Annotated in this window: 14 protein-coding genes; 7 read left to right on the top strand and 7 right to left on the bottom strand. The window is 43.0% G+C overall.

The annotated features are described in order from the left end of the window. Positions 1–22 precede the first annotated feature (22 nt). Positions 23–916 (top strand): helix-turn-helix transcriptional regulator, encoded by an 894-nt coding sequence (locus ACOI22_RS10520; RefSeq protein WP_420671983.1) that lies wholly within the window; start codon positions 23–25, stop codon positions 914–916. Here ACOI22_RS10520 and ACOI22_RS10515 read toward each other — a convergent pair. The 5 genes from ACOI22_RS10515 to ACOI22_RS10495 form a co-directional block, all read right to left on the bottom strand. Continuing rightward, a complete protein-coding gene (locus ACOI22_RS10515; RefSeq protein ID WP_420671982.1) occupies positions 903–1,289 on the bottom strand; it encodes a DUF2750 domain-containing protein in 387 nt (128 codons plus the stop codon). The genes ACOI22_RS10520 and ACOI22_RS10515 overlap by 14 nt on opposite strands. A gap of 131 nt (positions 1,290–1,420) precedes the next feature. Then, positions 1,421–2,758: an ABC1 kinase family protein gene (locus ACOI22_RS10510; RefSeq protein ID WP_420671981.1), complete on the bottom strand. Its 1,338-nt coding sequence runs from the start codon at positions 2,756–2,758 to the stop codon at positions 1,421–1,423. Positions 2,759–2,796: 38 nt separating this feature from the next. Continuing rightward, positions 2,797–3,159: a hypothetical protein gene (locus ACOI22_RS10505; protein ID WP_420671980.1), complete on the bottom strand. Its 363-nt coding sequence runs from the start codon at positions 3,157–3,159 to the stop codon at positions 2,797–2,799. Between the two features lie 134 nt (positions 3,160–3,293). Then, the gene (locus tag ACOI22_RS10500) at positions 3,294–3,845 is read right to left on the bottom strand and encodes a DUF6702 family protein (protein WP_420671979.1); all 552 of its coding nucleotides are present in this window, start codon (positions 3,843–3,845) and stop codon (positions 3,294–3,296) included. Beyond that, entirely contained in the window at positions 3,820–6,291 is a 2,472-nt protein-coding gene (locus ACOI22_RS10495) for a M1 family aminopeptidase (protein ID WP_420671978.1), read from the bottom strand. Before ACOI22_RS10495 ends, ACOI22_RS10500 begins: the two co-directional genes overlap by 26 nt. 258 nt (positions 6,292–6,549) lie before the next feature. Here ACOI22_RS10495 and proB point away from each other — a divergent pair, with 258 nt between their 5' ends. The 4 genes from proB to ACOI22_RS10475 are packed head-to-tail and all read left to right on the top strand — an operon-like array spanning position 6,550 to position 10,557. Further along, on the top strand, positions 6,550–7,653 hold the full coding sequence (gene proB, locus ACOI22_RS10490; protein WP_420671977.1) for a glutamate 5-kinase: 1,104 nt from the start codon (positions 6,550–6,552) through the stop codon (positions 7,651–7,653). Positions 7,654–7,680: 27 nt separating this feature from the next. After that, positions 7,681–8,931 carry a glutamate-5-semialdehyde dehydrogenase gene (locus ACOI22_RS10485; protein ID WP_420671976.1) on the top strand — a complete coding sequence of 417 codons (1,251 nt, stop codon included), beginning with the start codon at positions 7,681–7,683 and terminating at the stop codon, positions 8,929–8,931. Further along, positions 8,928–9,539 carry a carbonate dehydratase gene (gene can, locus ACOI22_RS10480; RefSeq protein ID WP_420671975.1) on the top strand — a complete coding sequence of 204 codons (612 nt, stop codon included), beginning with the start codon at positions 8,928–8,930 and terminating at the stop codon, positions 9,537–9,539. The genes ACOI22_RS10485 and can overlap by 4 nt, the downstream gene beginning before the upstream one ends. A gap of 4 nt (positions 9,540–9,543) precedes the next feature. Continuing rightward, a complete protein-coding gene (locus ACOI22_RS10475; RefSeq protein ID WP_420671974.1) occupies positions 9,544–10,557 on the top strand; it encodes a glycosyl transferase family protein in 1,014 nt (337 codons plus the stop codon). Positions 10,558–10,580: 23 nt separating this feature from the next. Here ACOI22_RS10475 and ACOI22_RS10470 read toward each other — a convergent pair whose 3' ends face one another. Then, positions 10,581–12,458, bottom strand: coding sequence for a DUF885 domain-containing protein (locus tag ACOI22_RS10470; RefSeq protein ID WP_420671973.1), 1,878 nt, complete (start codon positions 12,456–12,458; stop codon positions 10,581–10,583). Positions 12,459–12,642: 184 nt separating this feature from the next. On the opposite strand from ACOI22_RS10470, the gene ACOI22_RS10465 reads away from it, so the two are divergent. Next, positions 12,643–13,305 (top strand): hypothetical protein, encoded by a 663-nt coding sequence (locus tag ACOI22_RS10465; protein ID WP_420671972.1) that lies wholly within the window; start codon positions 12,643–12,645, stop codon positions 13,303–13,305. Positions 13,306–13,334: 29 nt separating this feature from the next. Here the strand turns inward: ACOI22_RS10465 and ACOI22_RS10460 are convergent, their stop codons facing one another. Continuing rightward, a complete protein-coding gene (locus ACOI22_RS10460; RefSeq protein WP_420671971.1) occupies positions 13,335–14,333 on the bottom strand; it encodes a branched-chain amino acid aminotransferase in 999 nt (332 codons plus the stop codon). Between the two features lie 208 nt (positions 14,334–14,541). Between ACOI22_RS10460 and ACOI22_RS10455 the strand changes: the two genes are divergently transcribed. Then, positions 14,542–15,777: a multidrug effflux MFS transporter gene (locus tag ACOI22_RS10455; RefSeq protein ID WP_420671970.1), complete on the top strand. Its 1,236-nt coding sequence runs from the start codon at positions 14,542–14,544 to the stop codon at positions 15,775–15,777. The last annotated feature ends 28 nt before the right edge of the window (positions 15,778–15,805 follow it).

Raw genomic sequence — 15,805 nt, 5'->3', positions numbered from 1 at the left:
CATAAACTATCATGCTTAATATATGAACAGCATTCAAGATGTACTCGAAATAGGGCCAAGTTGCTATGAGCGCTTCATAAGCACTGAGCGCCTTAAGGTAATAAAAGGCGTAGATATTACCCTTGCGGGCTGCTCAAACTTAGCGGGGCTTTATGAAGTAGGAAGGGTGTCGCCCCTAGAGCACACACTGTTTTATACAATTAGCGGGCAGGGTACGCTTATTACCTCAAAAACTGAGTACAGCTTACAGGTAAACAGCTTAGCCATTTTACCCGCCAAACAAGGCTTTACCGTACAAATTAATGCACCGGCTTGGGATGTAGTGTGGATTAACTTGGCCGATACGCCGCGCTGGAAACACTTACTAGATAAGCCTGCAAGTGTGCTTGAAAATCAAAATGTAGCACCTTTACACCACGCTATGGAACTCCTTTACAGTGAGCCTAAGCCAGGTTTGCGCGAAGGGGTGTATCCCGTTATTACGCACTATTTGCAACAAGGCTTGCACATTGATTCGCAAAACACGTCAAACAACAATGTAAACAGTATAGAAAACTCGCAAATTAGGCCTGATGGTAGCTCCTCATTTTTACGTATTCATAATTTATTTGAGGAAGTAGAGAAGCGCTTACAGCTTGATTGGAACGTAAATTTGATGAGCGAATATGCACACTATTCGCCACCACATTTGCATCGCTTGTGCCAAGCTTACTTTCAGCGAAGCCCAATACAGCAGTTAATTTACTTGCGAATAGAACGGGCAAAAAGTTTACTTATGCATACTCGTTGGCCCGTCCAATATATTGCCAGTTATGTTGGCTACCATAATGTATTTCATTTTTCTAAGCGATTTAAGCAATCAGTAGGTGTGTCACCAAGTGCTTTTAGAGCAGGCAACTCGCTTAGCGTGTTTTAGCAAACTGCTTGCGTAAGTCGTCATCAAACTCTTCAGGAAAAATGACTAAACCTTCTTCGCCTGGGTTAGGGAATACGGTAACGCATACGTCATCGCTCTCAAGGCCGTTTGTCCAGCGCTCAAGCCAATCTTGTAGGCTAATTGCCTGCGCATTGCAATGTGACCACTCATCACTTGCCCAATATTTCGCACTGGCTTCACTTGGCCATACCGGCACGCAATCTTCGTCATCCGTATTAAGCATTACGCAGCCGTGTTCATCGGTAAGTATCCAAATCTGCTTAGTGGAAGCTACTTCATCTAGCATATGCGCATATCTTTTTTCTGCCGACATTTGCATTAAGGCGTTAGTGTTATTGCTATCAAGTGACATATTGCACTCCTAATTAATTCTACAAGAATAGACCTATATTAATGAACTTACGAAACTTTTCCAACGCATGATCACCGGTTCGTGTAATTCGCTTGTGCGGTGCTTTTTTAGTGCCCGCACTGCCAGTAAATTTACGAATTGGCAATGTAGGGCGCTAATATTGAAGATAAGGGAATGCTAACATCTAACTTATTGGCTAACATAACCGTGCCTGTAACCTTTCGATTTATAAGCGCTACATCAAAATCGGGTGAGGCAATAGCATATTTTTGATCAATCAGTTCTTGGGTTTGCGCTTGAAGCCTTTTAATGATTTTTGCTTGCTTAAAATTGTATGCGCTAGTTTGCAATGATTCACTTGCGGTAATGCAAGCGTTTAGCACTATATTTTGCGCCTCTTGAGGCGTATTGGAGCTTAGCAAACCTAGGTCTAGTAAGGCTTGCGATATAAGTGGCGCATTTTGTTGTTGCATTGCTTTTGCCATTTGTACGTAGCCAGAACTAGCATGCTCGCTTAAATGCCGGCATGCTCCGCAGTCAAGTAATACAAGCTGTTTAGTGTCGTCTTTATATAAAAAGTTTGCGTAGTTTGGGTCACTTTGGGTAAAGCGAAAGGTGAATAGTTCGCTAAACACTAAGTCAAATAGGCTTTCTATAAGCGTGGTTTTGCACCGAGTGGTTTCGTAAGCTAACTCGGCCATAGGGCGAGCATCAATAAACTCCATACATAAAATATGTTGGTTACATAATTGCGGATAAGCCTTAGGCACTATAAAGCGTGAGTCACCTTTGAGTAAGGCGCCGTAATGCTGTAAATGGGCAAGTTCAAGGGTGTAATCAGCCTCTTGCTTTAGCTGCCCTTTGGCTTGCTCAAGTATACTTTGAATATCTAAGCCTTTAGGAATTAGGCGGCTTAGCTTAAGTAAACCTGCTACGTTGTCTATATCACTATCAATAGATTCAGCTACACCAGGATATTGCACTTTAACTGCCACAGTTTCCCCGTTTTTAAGTACCCCCTTGTGCACTTGCCCAATGGATGCTGCCGCTATGGGGTCAAACGAAAATTCAGAAAAGTGAGATTGCCAATCAGGGCCCCAATGTTTGTTTAATTCTTCGCGAAGTTGGGCTTGGGGCATGCTGTTGGCTTGTTCGCGCAACATAGCTAATATTGGCTCCCACTCTGCAGGTAGTAACTCGCCAGCATCCATTGACAACATTTGCCCTAATTTCATAGCGGCGCCGCGCATGTGAGCAAGGTGTTTGGTAATAGTTTTGGCGTTATCTAGGTGTAAAAGTGTATTTTGCTTAGAAGGCTTTTGAGCCTGTATTGCAGCGCCCAAAGAGTTTTTAACTACGTTGCCAGCTAATGAACTAGCCATAGCGCCTACTTTAAAAAAGCGAGCCACCCTAGAACTTGGTATCGATTTCTCGTGTAATGGTTTTTTATCAGAGCTAGGCTTTCGCATTTATGCCGCTTTATTTTAGGCTGTAAATTAGCTTAAGCTTACACCATAAGCGCGGCAAAAACAGGGGCAAAAATGTGCAGTAACATACCAATGGCGCTGCCACCAATAAAGCCAATGCTGCCCGCTTTATTTAAGTAACGAAACAAAAACATACCAAACACGCCCCACCACACCATAACGCTATAAACCGAGGTTATACCGCCGCCTAAATTTTGCGGGAAAAATACTAGAAAGGTGATGGTAATTGCCATAGCTCCGCTAAGAATGGGCCACATAATATTTTGTTTATCTTTAAAGCCTTCCATGGGTTTTTCAGTTTGTTTGGCTTGTTCAGCGGCTTGTGCGTTTAAGGCTTCTTTCTTAGCGGCACGTTTGGCAGTGCGTTCGGTTTGTTTACCCATGTTATACGTCTCGTAGTTATTGCTTTTGTTTATTATTATTTGAAACGTATTTTTAACATGTCTACTAAAAGAGTAACAGGGGCGCTGCTACGCTTTTAGTAGTAATTATGTTTTGAAGGGGAGTGCTATTACAACTAATGCTGAAAATCTACGCGTAATACTTCGGTGTTTTCAGTAAAAGTTAAGGTGTTTATATCATCGTTAATTTTTACGTTAACGGTATTGGTTTGCGCATGCCAAATATCGCGCAGGGCGTTATGTACTATTTGCAAACCAAACATAGATTCAGGTTGAGGCGTTTCCTGATACACCCAAAAGTGTTTGCCTTCTAACTCAAAGCCCACCATTTTCATTTCAAGGGCGGTGTCATCTTGCATGTAAATACCAAAACGCTCAGCCACGTAGTTAGCAAATTGGGTTTGAGTGTTGTTAGAACTCATTATATCAGCACCCTTGCCAAATATTTCACTCACGGCGTGTTCTGCATCGTGTAGGTTAAAACGGTGCATCACTTCAAGCATATTCGTACGTGGGTTTAGTTCAACACGCGTAATTGCCATTTTTTGCTGATGCGCCCAACTTACGTTGAGCACTAGCATAACAAAACAAAGCGTTAAGGTGGCCAGCAATGTGCTGGCCGTTTTATTCAAATGCATCTGCTTAGTTACTACCTTCTGAATCATCATCTGAATCATCTTCGTCAGTTTTAAGCTTGGTTTTTACTTCCTGCATTAAGTCACGACGCACTTTGCTCTTACTGCTTGAGCTCTTATACGCTTCTAAGCGCGACTCAATAATTTTGCGAGGGTAATGGTTGTTGTTTACATCAACATCAGCCGTTTCCCAACGTGGGTCAACTTCAACGCTAACAAGCACTTGGTCTTTGTCGGTCACAATTAGCTTTTGTACCTTTTTAGGTGTACGGCGCCAAATTTCAGCCGGGATACGTACCATTTCCTTGCTGCCATCTTCAAAGGTCATTTCAAAAATAACCGGCATAACCAAGCCACCTAAGTTAGAAAACTCAAACACATAGTAGTTTTTATCTTCTTCTACGGCGCGCTCAAATGCTGTTTTTTCCCAAGGCTTTAAGCCTTTAAGGAATGACTGATAGCTGTTGCGATCTTTATTGGTAACCGTAAACATATCGTTTTCGTCGTAAAAATCAGATACGTCTTTGTTTCGGTCAACCCATAAGGTTTTGCCTTCAGCCTTGTTGCGCTCATCTGTTAATGACAATGGTTTGTCATTGTAATCTTGGCGCTGGCGATCAAAATCAATATCAGGATCTTTCGTATCTAAGCGAAGTTTATAAACGCTGTCTAAAGAAATATCTACATGGTCAGTTGAGTAGAACCAACCACGCCAAAACCAATCTAAATCAATCCCAGAAGCTTCTTCCATTGTTCTGAAAAAGTCAGAAGGCGTTGGGCGCTTGTACATCCAGCGCTGGGCATACTCTTTAAATGCGAAGTCAAACAATTCACGTCCCATAATGGTTTCGCGAAGAATATTCAGTGCCGCTGCAGGTTTAGTATAAGCATTCGGACCTAAGCGCAATACTGAATCAGACTGAGTCATAATAGGTACTTGTGTGCTAGAGGCCATGTAGTCAGTAATGTCAGCAGGTTCTACGCCCCAAGGAATAGTTGGATCCCATTCGCGACCGGCTACGCCATCAAGGAAGCTATTTAAGCCTTCGTCCATCCATGTCCATTGGCGCTCATCAGAGTTAACGATCATTGGGAAATAAATATGACCCACTTCATGAATAACCACCCCAATTAAGAAGCGTTTTTCAGCTAAAGAATAGGTTCGTTCACCGTCGTCTTGAAGCTCAGTTCTTGGGCCGTTGAATGTAATCATTGGATACTCCATACCGCCAACTGGGCCATTTACTGACTGGGCTACCGGATACGGGTAATCAAATGAAAATCGCGAGTAAACATCCATGGTATGAACCACTGATTCGGTAGAATATTTCTTCCACAAATCACCGCCTTCTTTAGGATAAAAAGACATGGCCATAACTAAAGGCTGTACATCACCGCCTTGTTGATAACCTTTAGCATCCCACATAAATTTACGTGAAGAGGCCCATGCAAAATCACGCACGTTTTTAGCTTTAAACGTCCATGTTTTGGTTTTAGTAGTACCTTCTTTTTCGTTCTCTAAGGCTTCTTCTTCAGTTACAACAAACACGGGGCGCTTAGCATCTTCTGCTTCTTTTAAGCGCTTGCGCTGAGTAGACGTAAGCACATCACGCGGGTTAGTTAGTTCACCGGTGGCCGATACAATGTGGTCAGCCGGTACTGTAAGGTTAACTTCGTAGTCACCAAATTCTAATGTAAACTCACCACGGCCAATAAATTCTTTGTTGGTCCATGCTTCATAATCAGTATATGCCGCTAAACGTGGGAACCACTGTGCTAGCAAGAATATATCGTTACCGCCTTCGCGTTCATCATCAGGAAAATGTTCATAACCGGCACGGGCTGATACGGCATCTTCTTCTACAATGTTAAATGAAAAGTCGATATTAAATGTAACTGATTCACCTGACTTTAAGGCCTTGTTTAAGTCAACGCGCATTAAAGTACCCACAATTACGTGTGACAATTCTTGTCCGCGTTTAAGGGCAACTTTTTCAATGTTGTAACCTAGCTCAACATCTTCAACGAAGTGCTGGCGACGCAAAGCTGCAAGGCTCATTTTAGCTGGCGACGAACCGCTAGCTGCAGCAGTTGCAGGGCCGCGATTGCCAATACCACCAAAGGTAGTGGTTAAGGCCGACATTGAATCGTTTTTAAATTTGTTTTGGTCTAACTGAATCCACAAATACTTTAAGGTATCAGGGCTGTTGTTAGTATAAGTAATAGTTTGTGAAGCACTAATGTGGCGTTTTGCTTCGTCTAAGGTAGCATCAATTTTGTAATCTACCTTTTGCTGCCAATACTGATGGCCAGGCGCACCAGCTGCGTTTCTATACACATTGGGCGTAGGTAGAACTTCATCTAATTGGCGAAATTTATCTTCAAAACTACCTTTCGTTTGATTAATTTGCGCGTGGGAAACACCGCTTAAGGCTGCCAATAATATACTAGCAAGCCATGTTGATTTTTTACTAAACATGCAAGATCCTACTGTCGGGGGAGAGGTTAGATTATTTTTATTATTGTTATACTGTACTATATTGTGTGTATTATGTGCTTGTAAAGGGCTATTTTTTTTGAATAAAGAACACGCAGTGTAAATTTTAGGAAATATTAGGATAAATTTATAACTTATAGGGAAAAATAGTAAGAATATCCTAATAATTCTTTTGAGATATCATACACAAAGGGTATGCTTGCAAGCCACTAACAAACTTACATTTAGCACAAATTTCACATGAGCAATTTTTCATGGCAACGCGCCGTTATTAAGGTAGGAAGCGCATTGGTGTCACCTGATGGGCACAATTGTAGCCATCAATACTTAGATGCCATTGCCAAGTTTATTACGCAAAGTACCAAACAGGGTAAAGAAATTATTCTTGTGTCATCAGGCAGTGTTGCTGCCGCGCGAACCCGAATTAAAACAGGGCATAAACCTACTATTGCTGAAAAACAAGCCATGGCTGCCATAGGGCAAACTAAAATGATGGCAAACTGGGCAGCGCTGTTCGAACAAGATTGCGCGCAAGTATTGCTTACCGTTGATGATTTAGCCCATCGTAAGCGCTTCGTGAATATTAAAAATACACTTGAAACCCTATTAGCCAATGGTGCACTACCTATTGTGAATGAAAACGATACGGTAGTTGTAGATGAAATAAAAGTAGGTGACAACGACAACCTAGCGGCTCATACAGCCATAGCGGCTCAGGCTGATTGCTTAATTATTTGCACCGATGTAGATGGCCTATATACAAGCAACCCACGCAGCAATCCAAGTGCGACGTTAATTACCAAGGTTGAACAAATAGACGAGCATATTATGTCATTAGCCGGGGGAGCCGGTACTTCAGTAGGTACAGGCGGAATGGTAACTAAACTTCAGGCCGCTTTAAAATGTACGCAGTCAGGGATTAATACTATTTTGCTAAATGGGCAAAAATCATCCAGTTTTGACGCCCTTACTAAGGGAGAAATAACCGGCACCTTGTTTACCTCAGGCTCGGCTGCAAAATCAAGAGCTCGCCAAGATTGGCTTGCCCATACCAGCAAGATCAAAGGTTCCGTGCATGTAGATGCGGGTGCCCACCAGGCATTAACGCTAAATGGCGCGTCTTTACTCGCGGCAGGGATTGTTAATGTAATGGGGAAGTTCAATGCAGGTGACAACGTTGAAGTTATGCATCAAAATAAACTCTTAGCAAAAGGCCTAGTAGCCTATTCAAGTACCGAACTTCAGCGTATTGTAGGTTGTAAGAGCGAACAAATATCAGAAATTTTAGGTTACGATGCTGGTGAAGCCGTTATCCATCGTGACAACTTAGTACTACGCGATTAAGCGCGCTTATTCTTATACAGGTTTTTTATGACATTTAATATTACTTTGGCGGCACAACAAGCCCAGCAAAGCTGCGGCAGCATCGCTAATTTATCGGGCGCGGGGCGCAAAGCGCTTTTAACTAAAATAGCAGACTTACTTATTGCCAATACGCCTAGCATTATAGCGGCCAATAAAATTGATTTAAGTAAGGCACAAGAGCAAAACTTAAGTGCCTCTATGCTTGAGCGTTTGGCGCTAGATGCCAACACGATTGAGGGGATGGCGAAGGGCGTACTTGAAGTGTGCGCACAAGAGGAAGTGCTTGGTAGCATGAGCCACGTCAAACCATTACCTTCGGGTATTACGGTAGGCAAAATGCGTATTCCTTTAGGTGTGGTGGCCATGATTTATGAATCACGCCCTAATGTTACCGTAGATGCCGCAGTACTTTGCTTAAAAGCCGGTAATGCGGTTATTTTGCGCGGCGGCAAAGAAGCACAAGCATCTAATCAAGCCTTAGCAAAAATACTGCATGAAGCATTACGCGAGAGTGGTTTGCCCGAAAGCATTGTAACGGTTATTCCCGACCCTGATCGCGCCGTTATGCAAGAAATGCTGACGTTAAGTCAGTATATTGATTTAGTTATTCCCCGTGGAGGTGAAGGCTTAATCAATTATGTAACTCAAAATAGCCGCGTGCCCGTAATTCAGCATTTTAAAGGTGTGTGCCATTTATACGTTGATAAAGACGCTGACCTTACCAAAGCATTAAATATTTTAGAGAACGGTAAAACCCAGCGCACAGGTGTGTGTAATGCACTTGAAACTTTGCTGGTACACAAAGATATAGCCCCTGATTTCTTTGCCTTAGCAAAAGAATTGTTTGCTCAAAAACAGGTAAAGGTTCATGCGTGCGAGCAGTCACTCGCTTATTTTGATGACGCAGAAATAGCCACAGAGGATGATTGGCACGCTGAATACTTAGCCCTTGAAATAGCGGTTAAACAGCTTGATAGCTATGAAAGTGCAGTAGCACATATAATGGCCTATGGTAGCGGCCATACCGAAGTAATTGTGACTGAAAATTTAAGTAAATCGCAGCGTTTTATTAAGGAAGTGAATTCGTCGGTAGTTATGGTGAACGCATCATCACGCTTCTCTGATGGAAGCCAACTAGGCCTAGGCGCTGAAATAGGTATTTCAACCAGTAAACTACACGCATACGGCCCCATGGGCGCAGAATCATTAACTACAGAAAAATTCGTCGTAATGGGCGATGGACACGTTCGCTCATGAATACAGCACAAGAAGAAAATAAATCAGAAATTCAGCGCTTGCTTGACAACAACAAGAACTGGGCTGAAAAAACACAACAAGAAGATCCTGAATTCTTTTCCAAGTTAGAAAAACAACAAACCCCTTTATATTTATGGATTGGTTGTAGTGATTCGCGCGTACCGGCTAACCAAATTGTGGACTTAATGCCAGGAGACGTGTTTGTTCACAGAAACGTAGCAAACATGGTGGTGCATACTGATTTTAACTGTATGTCAGTACTGCAATACGCCCTTGACGTATTGAAAGTGAAACACATTATTGTGTGCGGACATTACGGTTGTGGAGGCGTGCAGGCCGCTCTTGATGGTGACAGCTTCGGCTTAATTGATAACTGGCTTATGCATATTAAAGATATTGCCAAAGCCAATGCTGATGAGCTAGAAAAGCTAGAGTATCATGACCGCATTAACCGCTTGTGCGAAATGAATGTGCTTGAGCAAGCCCGCCATGTACGCGAAACCAGTGTGTACAAAGATGCAATAGCCCGCGGGCAAACGGTAAAGCTACATAGCTTCATTTATAGTTTATCAAATGGCCGCATTACGGTACTTGAGCGAGACGAATAAACGTATGACTACCCGTGATGATACGCGCATTTTTGAAAAATTCTCCCAGTACATTGCATTGGTAGGGCGCGGTCAAAAATCGGGTAAAACCATGAATCAAGCCCAAGCCCAAGATGCAATGGCGCGCATACTAAACAACGAAGCTTTACCTGAACAAGTTGGCGCATTATTAATGCTTTTAAGAATGCGTGAGGAAACCACCGAAGAACTAAGTGGTTTACTTTTAGCGTGCAGGCAAACATTACCGCAAAGCATTTCTACTTTAAGCAGTATTGACCTTGATTTAGGCTGTTATGCAGGCAAGCGACGCCACTTACCATGGTTGCTTTTGTCAGTAATATTGCTGGCGCAGCAGGGTTATAAAGTGTTTATGCACGGGCTTGAGGAAAGTGATTCAAATCGCTTGTATCTTGATACGGTATTTACGTCGCTGAATATTCCCATTGCGAAAAGTGTAGAAGAGGCTAAATTGCATTTAGCGCAGCGCAACTTCTGCTATATGAGTATTAAAGACCTACACCCGCAAATGGCGAGCTTACTTGGTATGCGCCATACTTTAGGGCTTCGTTCATGTATGCATACCCTCGCTAAAATGCTTAACCCTGCAAATGCAAAAGCGAGTGTGCATGGTGTTTTTCATCGTGAGTTAGATAATCATCATATAGAAGTGGCCAAAATACTAGGTGAAAGCAAGGTTGCCTGCATTCGTGGTGACAGCGGCGAGGTTGAAGCTACGCCAGAAAAAGCGTTTTCTATGCAGTACTTACAAAGCAAGAACGCGCTTACACGTGAGTTTCCTGTATTGCTCAGCCAGTGGTCCCATCAAACACGCCAATTACAAGTGCACGCTTTGCCGCAAGTTTGGTGCGGTGAATTAGATTCACCCTATGGACATGCCGCGAGTATAGGCACTGCCGCAGTGGCACTATCATGCATGGAAAACTTATCTACTGAAGACGCGCTATCAAAAGCGCAAAAAATGTGGGATGAGCGAAATAAAGTATGGCCTATTGTGTAGGCCACACTTCATGTTGCTAGTAATTACCCCTGCTTAACTTCTTCCATCCATGCTTTTACACGCTCTTCCAAAATCGTAAGCGGTAAGGCACCGCCACCTAAAATGGTGTCGTGAAATGCACGAATATCAAACTTATCACCTAAATCAGCTTCTGCCATAGCGCGAAGTTCTTGGATTTTAAGCATACCAATTTTATAACCGGTAGCTTGGCCGGGTAATACTAAGTAGCGGCGAACTTCTGATTGTGCTTGGCCGCTGGTTACGGCTGAATTAGCTTTGAAGTAGTCTATTGCTTCTTGTTCAGTCCAACCTTTAGCATGTAGGCCCGTATCAACCACTAAACGAATAGCGCGCCAAATTTCAGAGCCTAAACGGCCAAACTCTGATAAAGCATCTTGGTAAGTACCAGGCATCTCTTTCGCTAGCCATTCTGAATATAAAGCCCATCCTTCACCGTAAGCATTTAAATATGATTGCTTGCGGAAAGTTGGTATATTTTCAAGTTCTAAAGAAATTGCAATTTGCATATGATGGCCAGGTAAGCCTTCATGATAAGCAATTACTTCCAGCTCGCGCTTAGGCATGGCGGTCATATCTGACAAATGCGCATAGTACACTCCAGGACGCGAGCCATCAGGCGTAGACGGTGAATAATGCTGAGCTGCACCATCTTGCTCTCTAAAGGCTTCAACACGTTTCACTTCCATATCGGCTTTTGGCAAAATCCCAAAGTAATCAGGTAATACCGCTTTAATCTTATTTATGGCAGCCGTGGCATCATCTATATAGCCTTGGCGGCCCTCGTCGGTATTAGGGTAGTAAAGGCGTTCATCGTCTTTTGTATCACGTAAAAATGTGAAAAACTCAGGTAAGCTACCATCAAAACCAAACTCTTTTTTGATGGCTTCCATTTCACCGCGTAAGCGTTTTACTTCCGCTAAGCCAATGTTATGAATTTCATCTGCCGTTAAGGTAGTCGTGGTTTGATTGGCTAAGCGCTGGTTATAATAGTCCATGCCATTTGGCAGGGCATTCGCGCCTTGCGCAATTTCGCTTGCATTGACTTGGTCTTCTTCCTGCCATGCAATTAAGTTTTCATAGGCCGGCTTAAAGCTATTTAATAAGGCCGCTTTTGCGCTATTGCTTAGTTCATCTGCTTTAGCTTGGTCAATTTTTTGTGCGTCAAGCAGGCCGGCAATTTTGCCTTTTGCATCAGCCCAAATAGCGCTGTCTTCGCCATCATCAAACGGTGCACCGCTAATAATCTTTTTAGATTCGCTAATAACGGATTCAAAAGCAAAATAAGGCGGGCGAACCCCGTTTTCAGCTACCAATTTTGATAAATCGACAAGTTGGTTTATGGCTCGAGCACTGCCGCTAATTCGCGAAATGTACTGCTCCATTTGCTCAAGCGTATCTACGCGATGCATGGCAATAAGCAATTGCGGGAATGAACTGTGTACAGACGTCATTTGATCAAACACATAAGAGTTTGTTCTAAATTTATCTTCCGCTATAGTTTGTTCGCTGTTATACACCCAATAATCATAAGACACCTTGGCATCCTCTGATAACTTATCGTAGTCAAAGCTAGATTTAAGTTCGTCTAAATTTGCTTTGGTGGTCGCAATTTGTTGATCAAAAGTTTCCATTGAGAAATCATCAATTTCACCCTGGCGCTCCGTTCTGCCCAGGTAAGTTAAATTAATGGGGCTTTGCATAACTTCTGCTTCGTACTTTTCTTCAAACCACGCATTCAAACGTGCACTTTCGGCTTGTATGTCAGCTTGGGTATAACTTGAGGCTACCACTGATGCTTCAGAGGTTTGTGGGGGTTGCGGGGCTTCTGAACAGCCTAATAAAGCCATTGAGGTGGCCAGTGCTAAAGCAGCTATACGCATAATCGTTTCTCCATTTCATTTTTTGTTATTTGCGCATTACTCTACAGTGCTTGCCAAGCTTTCACAAATTATGGTTTATTACTATTGCTTTACCAAAAACGGCGAGCAATAAAAAGTCGTTTTAATAAACCAATGCAGGTTACAATATAAACACTGGGTAGTTAATAAGGTAAGTTTAAGCGCAATGCACGCATCTACTACACTCCATGCCACCACTGGGAGCGCGCATGGCACTGACAATGTTACCAATGTGATATTTTTTATAGGCGGTGGCGCTGACAAAACCCGCGAACGATTTGGCGTGGTTTATTGGGGGCCTACGCGCCTAATGGAGTATGCACAAAGGTATTTTCAAAAGCACCAAGGCCCGCACTCTATTACCGAGTATTATGGCTACTTAGATAAAAAAGAAATTGTGAAGCACATTCGAAAGCTTCGCCGTAAAAACCCGGCTATACGCATAAATTTAGTCGGCCATAGCCGCGGGGGCAGCGTGGCGAAAGATATTGCGACCAAACACCTACGTAAAAAAGGAATAGAGGTAAATTTGCTTATTGCCTTAGATCCCGTAAAAGCCAAAATGCGCAACAAATACAAAATACCCAATAAAAAGGGTATGAAAAATGTGACCACTTTTATCAGTGTGTTTGCTAAACCTCAGCGCCGTGGCGGCGCCGATTATATTGCCTTAGTGGGCGGGCAATATGGGGAGCGTTTAAAGCGCCGAGCGCATTATTTTTTGCAAACAGCTGCAGGCCACGGGCAACCCATTCCTTTACTTAAAACCCATTTAGATGCTGATGGCAAAACGCCCTTTGATTTATTGTTAGAAGAGTCATATGGCTAGGTACAGTTAATGTACCTAGCATTTCAGTGCTAGTTAACTTTTGTTAACCAGCCATGGGTATCTTCACGTTTACCCCATTGAATATCATTTAATACAGCACGCAGCTTCATAGTAGTAGGGCCTGCTTCACCAGAGCCTACTGTGTATTCAGTGCCCTCATGAATGAAAGTACCTACCGGCGTTAGAACAGCCGCCGTGCCTGACAACGCTGCTTCAACATTCGGTTTTGCAGCAAGCTTTAATAATTCACTCACGCTAATGTTGCGCTCGCTCACCGTCATGCCTAAGTCAGAGGCAATGGCAAGAATAGACGCACGAGTTACACCGTGCAGAAAACTTGAATCCAAGCCCTTGGTAATAATTTCGTTGCCGTCAATTATTAAAAAGTTAGCGGCACCGGTTTCTTGTACATCGCCATTTGGACAAAACAAGATTTGATCCGCTTGTACTTCATCGCGAGCATTTAATATAGGGCCTAGCGCACTGGCGTAGTTACCGCCGCTTTTGATCATGCCCATGTGCGGCGCGCAGCGCATGCCGGTTTCATCTAGCAACAAACGCAAGGGCTTCGCGCCACCTGCAAAATAATCACCCACGGGTGATAACAAGACATACATCATTGATGTGGCTGATGGTGCCGCAGCTTTCCCTATTGAAGCTTCTGTTCCAATATGCGTAGGGCGAATATACATAGAGCCTGGAGGCGCTGGGACCTCACTGTCATACTGTGCAACCACATCAAGAATCATCTTTGAAAGCTGGTCAGCGTCTACTTTAGGTAAGTGTAATAATTCAGAGCTTTGCTGAAAGCGCTTAATGTTTTGGTCCATACGAAACACATATATGCCGCCGTCTTCGTGACGAAATGCTTTTAAACCTTCAAAACAGGTGCTTGAATAATGCAAAACATGGGCACCAGGATGCATTGCAATGCTACTAGCCGATACCATTGAAGCTTCGCTCCAAACGCCATTTTCAAAAGTAGCTAGCGCCATTTCTGGCATAAAAAGAGTTCCGAACGCGGCCATGTTTACTTCCTATTTATATTCAAAATTATTACGCACTTAGGCGGTATATTATGCTTGAAGGGTGTTTATTGTACGCTATATCTTTGCGTGAACAATACCTTTCATTTTAAGAATTTAAGCTTATTTAAACGAACTTTATCATAGCCCTAAGTATACATGTATGTTAAGTTTCGCGCCTGTATGAATATCAATCGAAGTGAGCCTAAAAATGGATGCACAGCAAGCAAACGTAAACACGCCTAACGACGCAAAACTGCCCCTGGTTGAGTTTATATTGCTTATGGCGTTTTTAACTTCGTTAGTGGCCCTAAGTATTGATGCCATGTTGCCTGCTATGCAAGTTATTGGTAGCGAGTTAAATAGCGAAAGTAGCCAACAAACTTATCTTATTGTTTCTATCTTTTTTGTGGGCATGGCATTTGGCCAAGTGTTTTTTGGCCCCTTCGCTGACGCCCGAGGGCGGCGATTAACCATTTTAGTGGGCTTAATTATTTTTCTTTTAGGCACTTTAGTGTGCTACTTGGCGCAGTCAATGGAAGTGTTGTTAGCGGGTAGATTAATTCAGGCCTTTGGGGTGTCAGGCCCGCGCATAGCATCAATGGCCTTGGTTCGTGACCTATATTCGGGCAATGCTATGGCACGTGTAATGTCATTCACTACGGTTATCTTTATTTTAGTGCCTATGATAGCGCCGCTTGTGGGGCAATTTGTGATGCATGCTTTTGGCTGGCGACATATTTTTTCAGTGTTCGCTATTGTGGCGATTATTTCCGCCATTTGGTTTTTTTCACGGCAAAAAGAAACCCTACCGCGCGCAAAAAGAGTGAAGTTTAACTGGCTTGCGTTTTTTCGCTCGGTAGCTTGGTTAATTAAACAGCCCGCCGTAATGGGCCCAGCAATGGGCATGGGCTTAATATTTGGTGCGTTTTTGGCTTACTTAAGTGGTTCGCAAACTATCTTTCAAGGCATTTACGATACGGGCGAATACTTTCCTTTGTTGTTTGCTACTTTGGCCTTTGCTATAGGTGCAGCTTCTTTATTTAACGGCATGATGGTAGTGAAGTTAGGCATGCTTAAGTTAGTGCGCGGCGCCTTGGTCATGACTGTTGTGTATGGTGTAGCCATGACCGTAATTACAGTGTTATTCAATGGAATACCACCGTTGTGGTTGTTTGTGTCGGTTATGTTTATGGGCTTTTTCTTTATTGGTGTTTTATTTGGTAATTTGAATTCATTGGCCATGGTGCCGGTTGGACATATTGCTGGTGTAGGAGCGGCTTTTATTGGTTCGTTCACAAGCTTGTTGGCCGTGCCAATTGCGGTGTTTATTAACAATTACCTCACTAGCAATATTTACCCTATTGCATACGGCTTTTTAGTATTTGGCATTTTTACTTATTTGGCTGTAAACCTTGGCATTAAGTACACTCCTTTAGAAGAGTAGGGAATATACTCCGCCGTGTTTAATAAAG

Source organism: Glaciecola sp. 2405UD65-10 (assembly GCF_048820975.1).
In the GTDB taxonomy this organism is placed as follows: Bacteria; Pseudomonadota; Gammaproteobacteria; order Enterobacterales; family Alteromonadaceae; genus Glaciecola.
The sequence above is the reverse complement of the archived record's forward strand: the minus strand, read 5'-3'. Positions and strand labels throughout refer to the sequence as shown.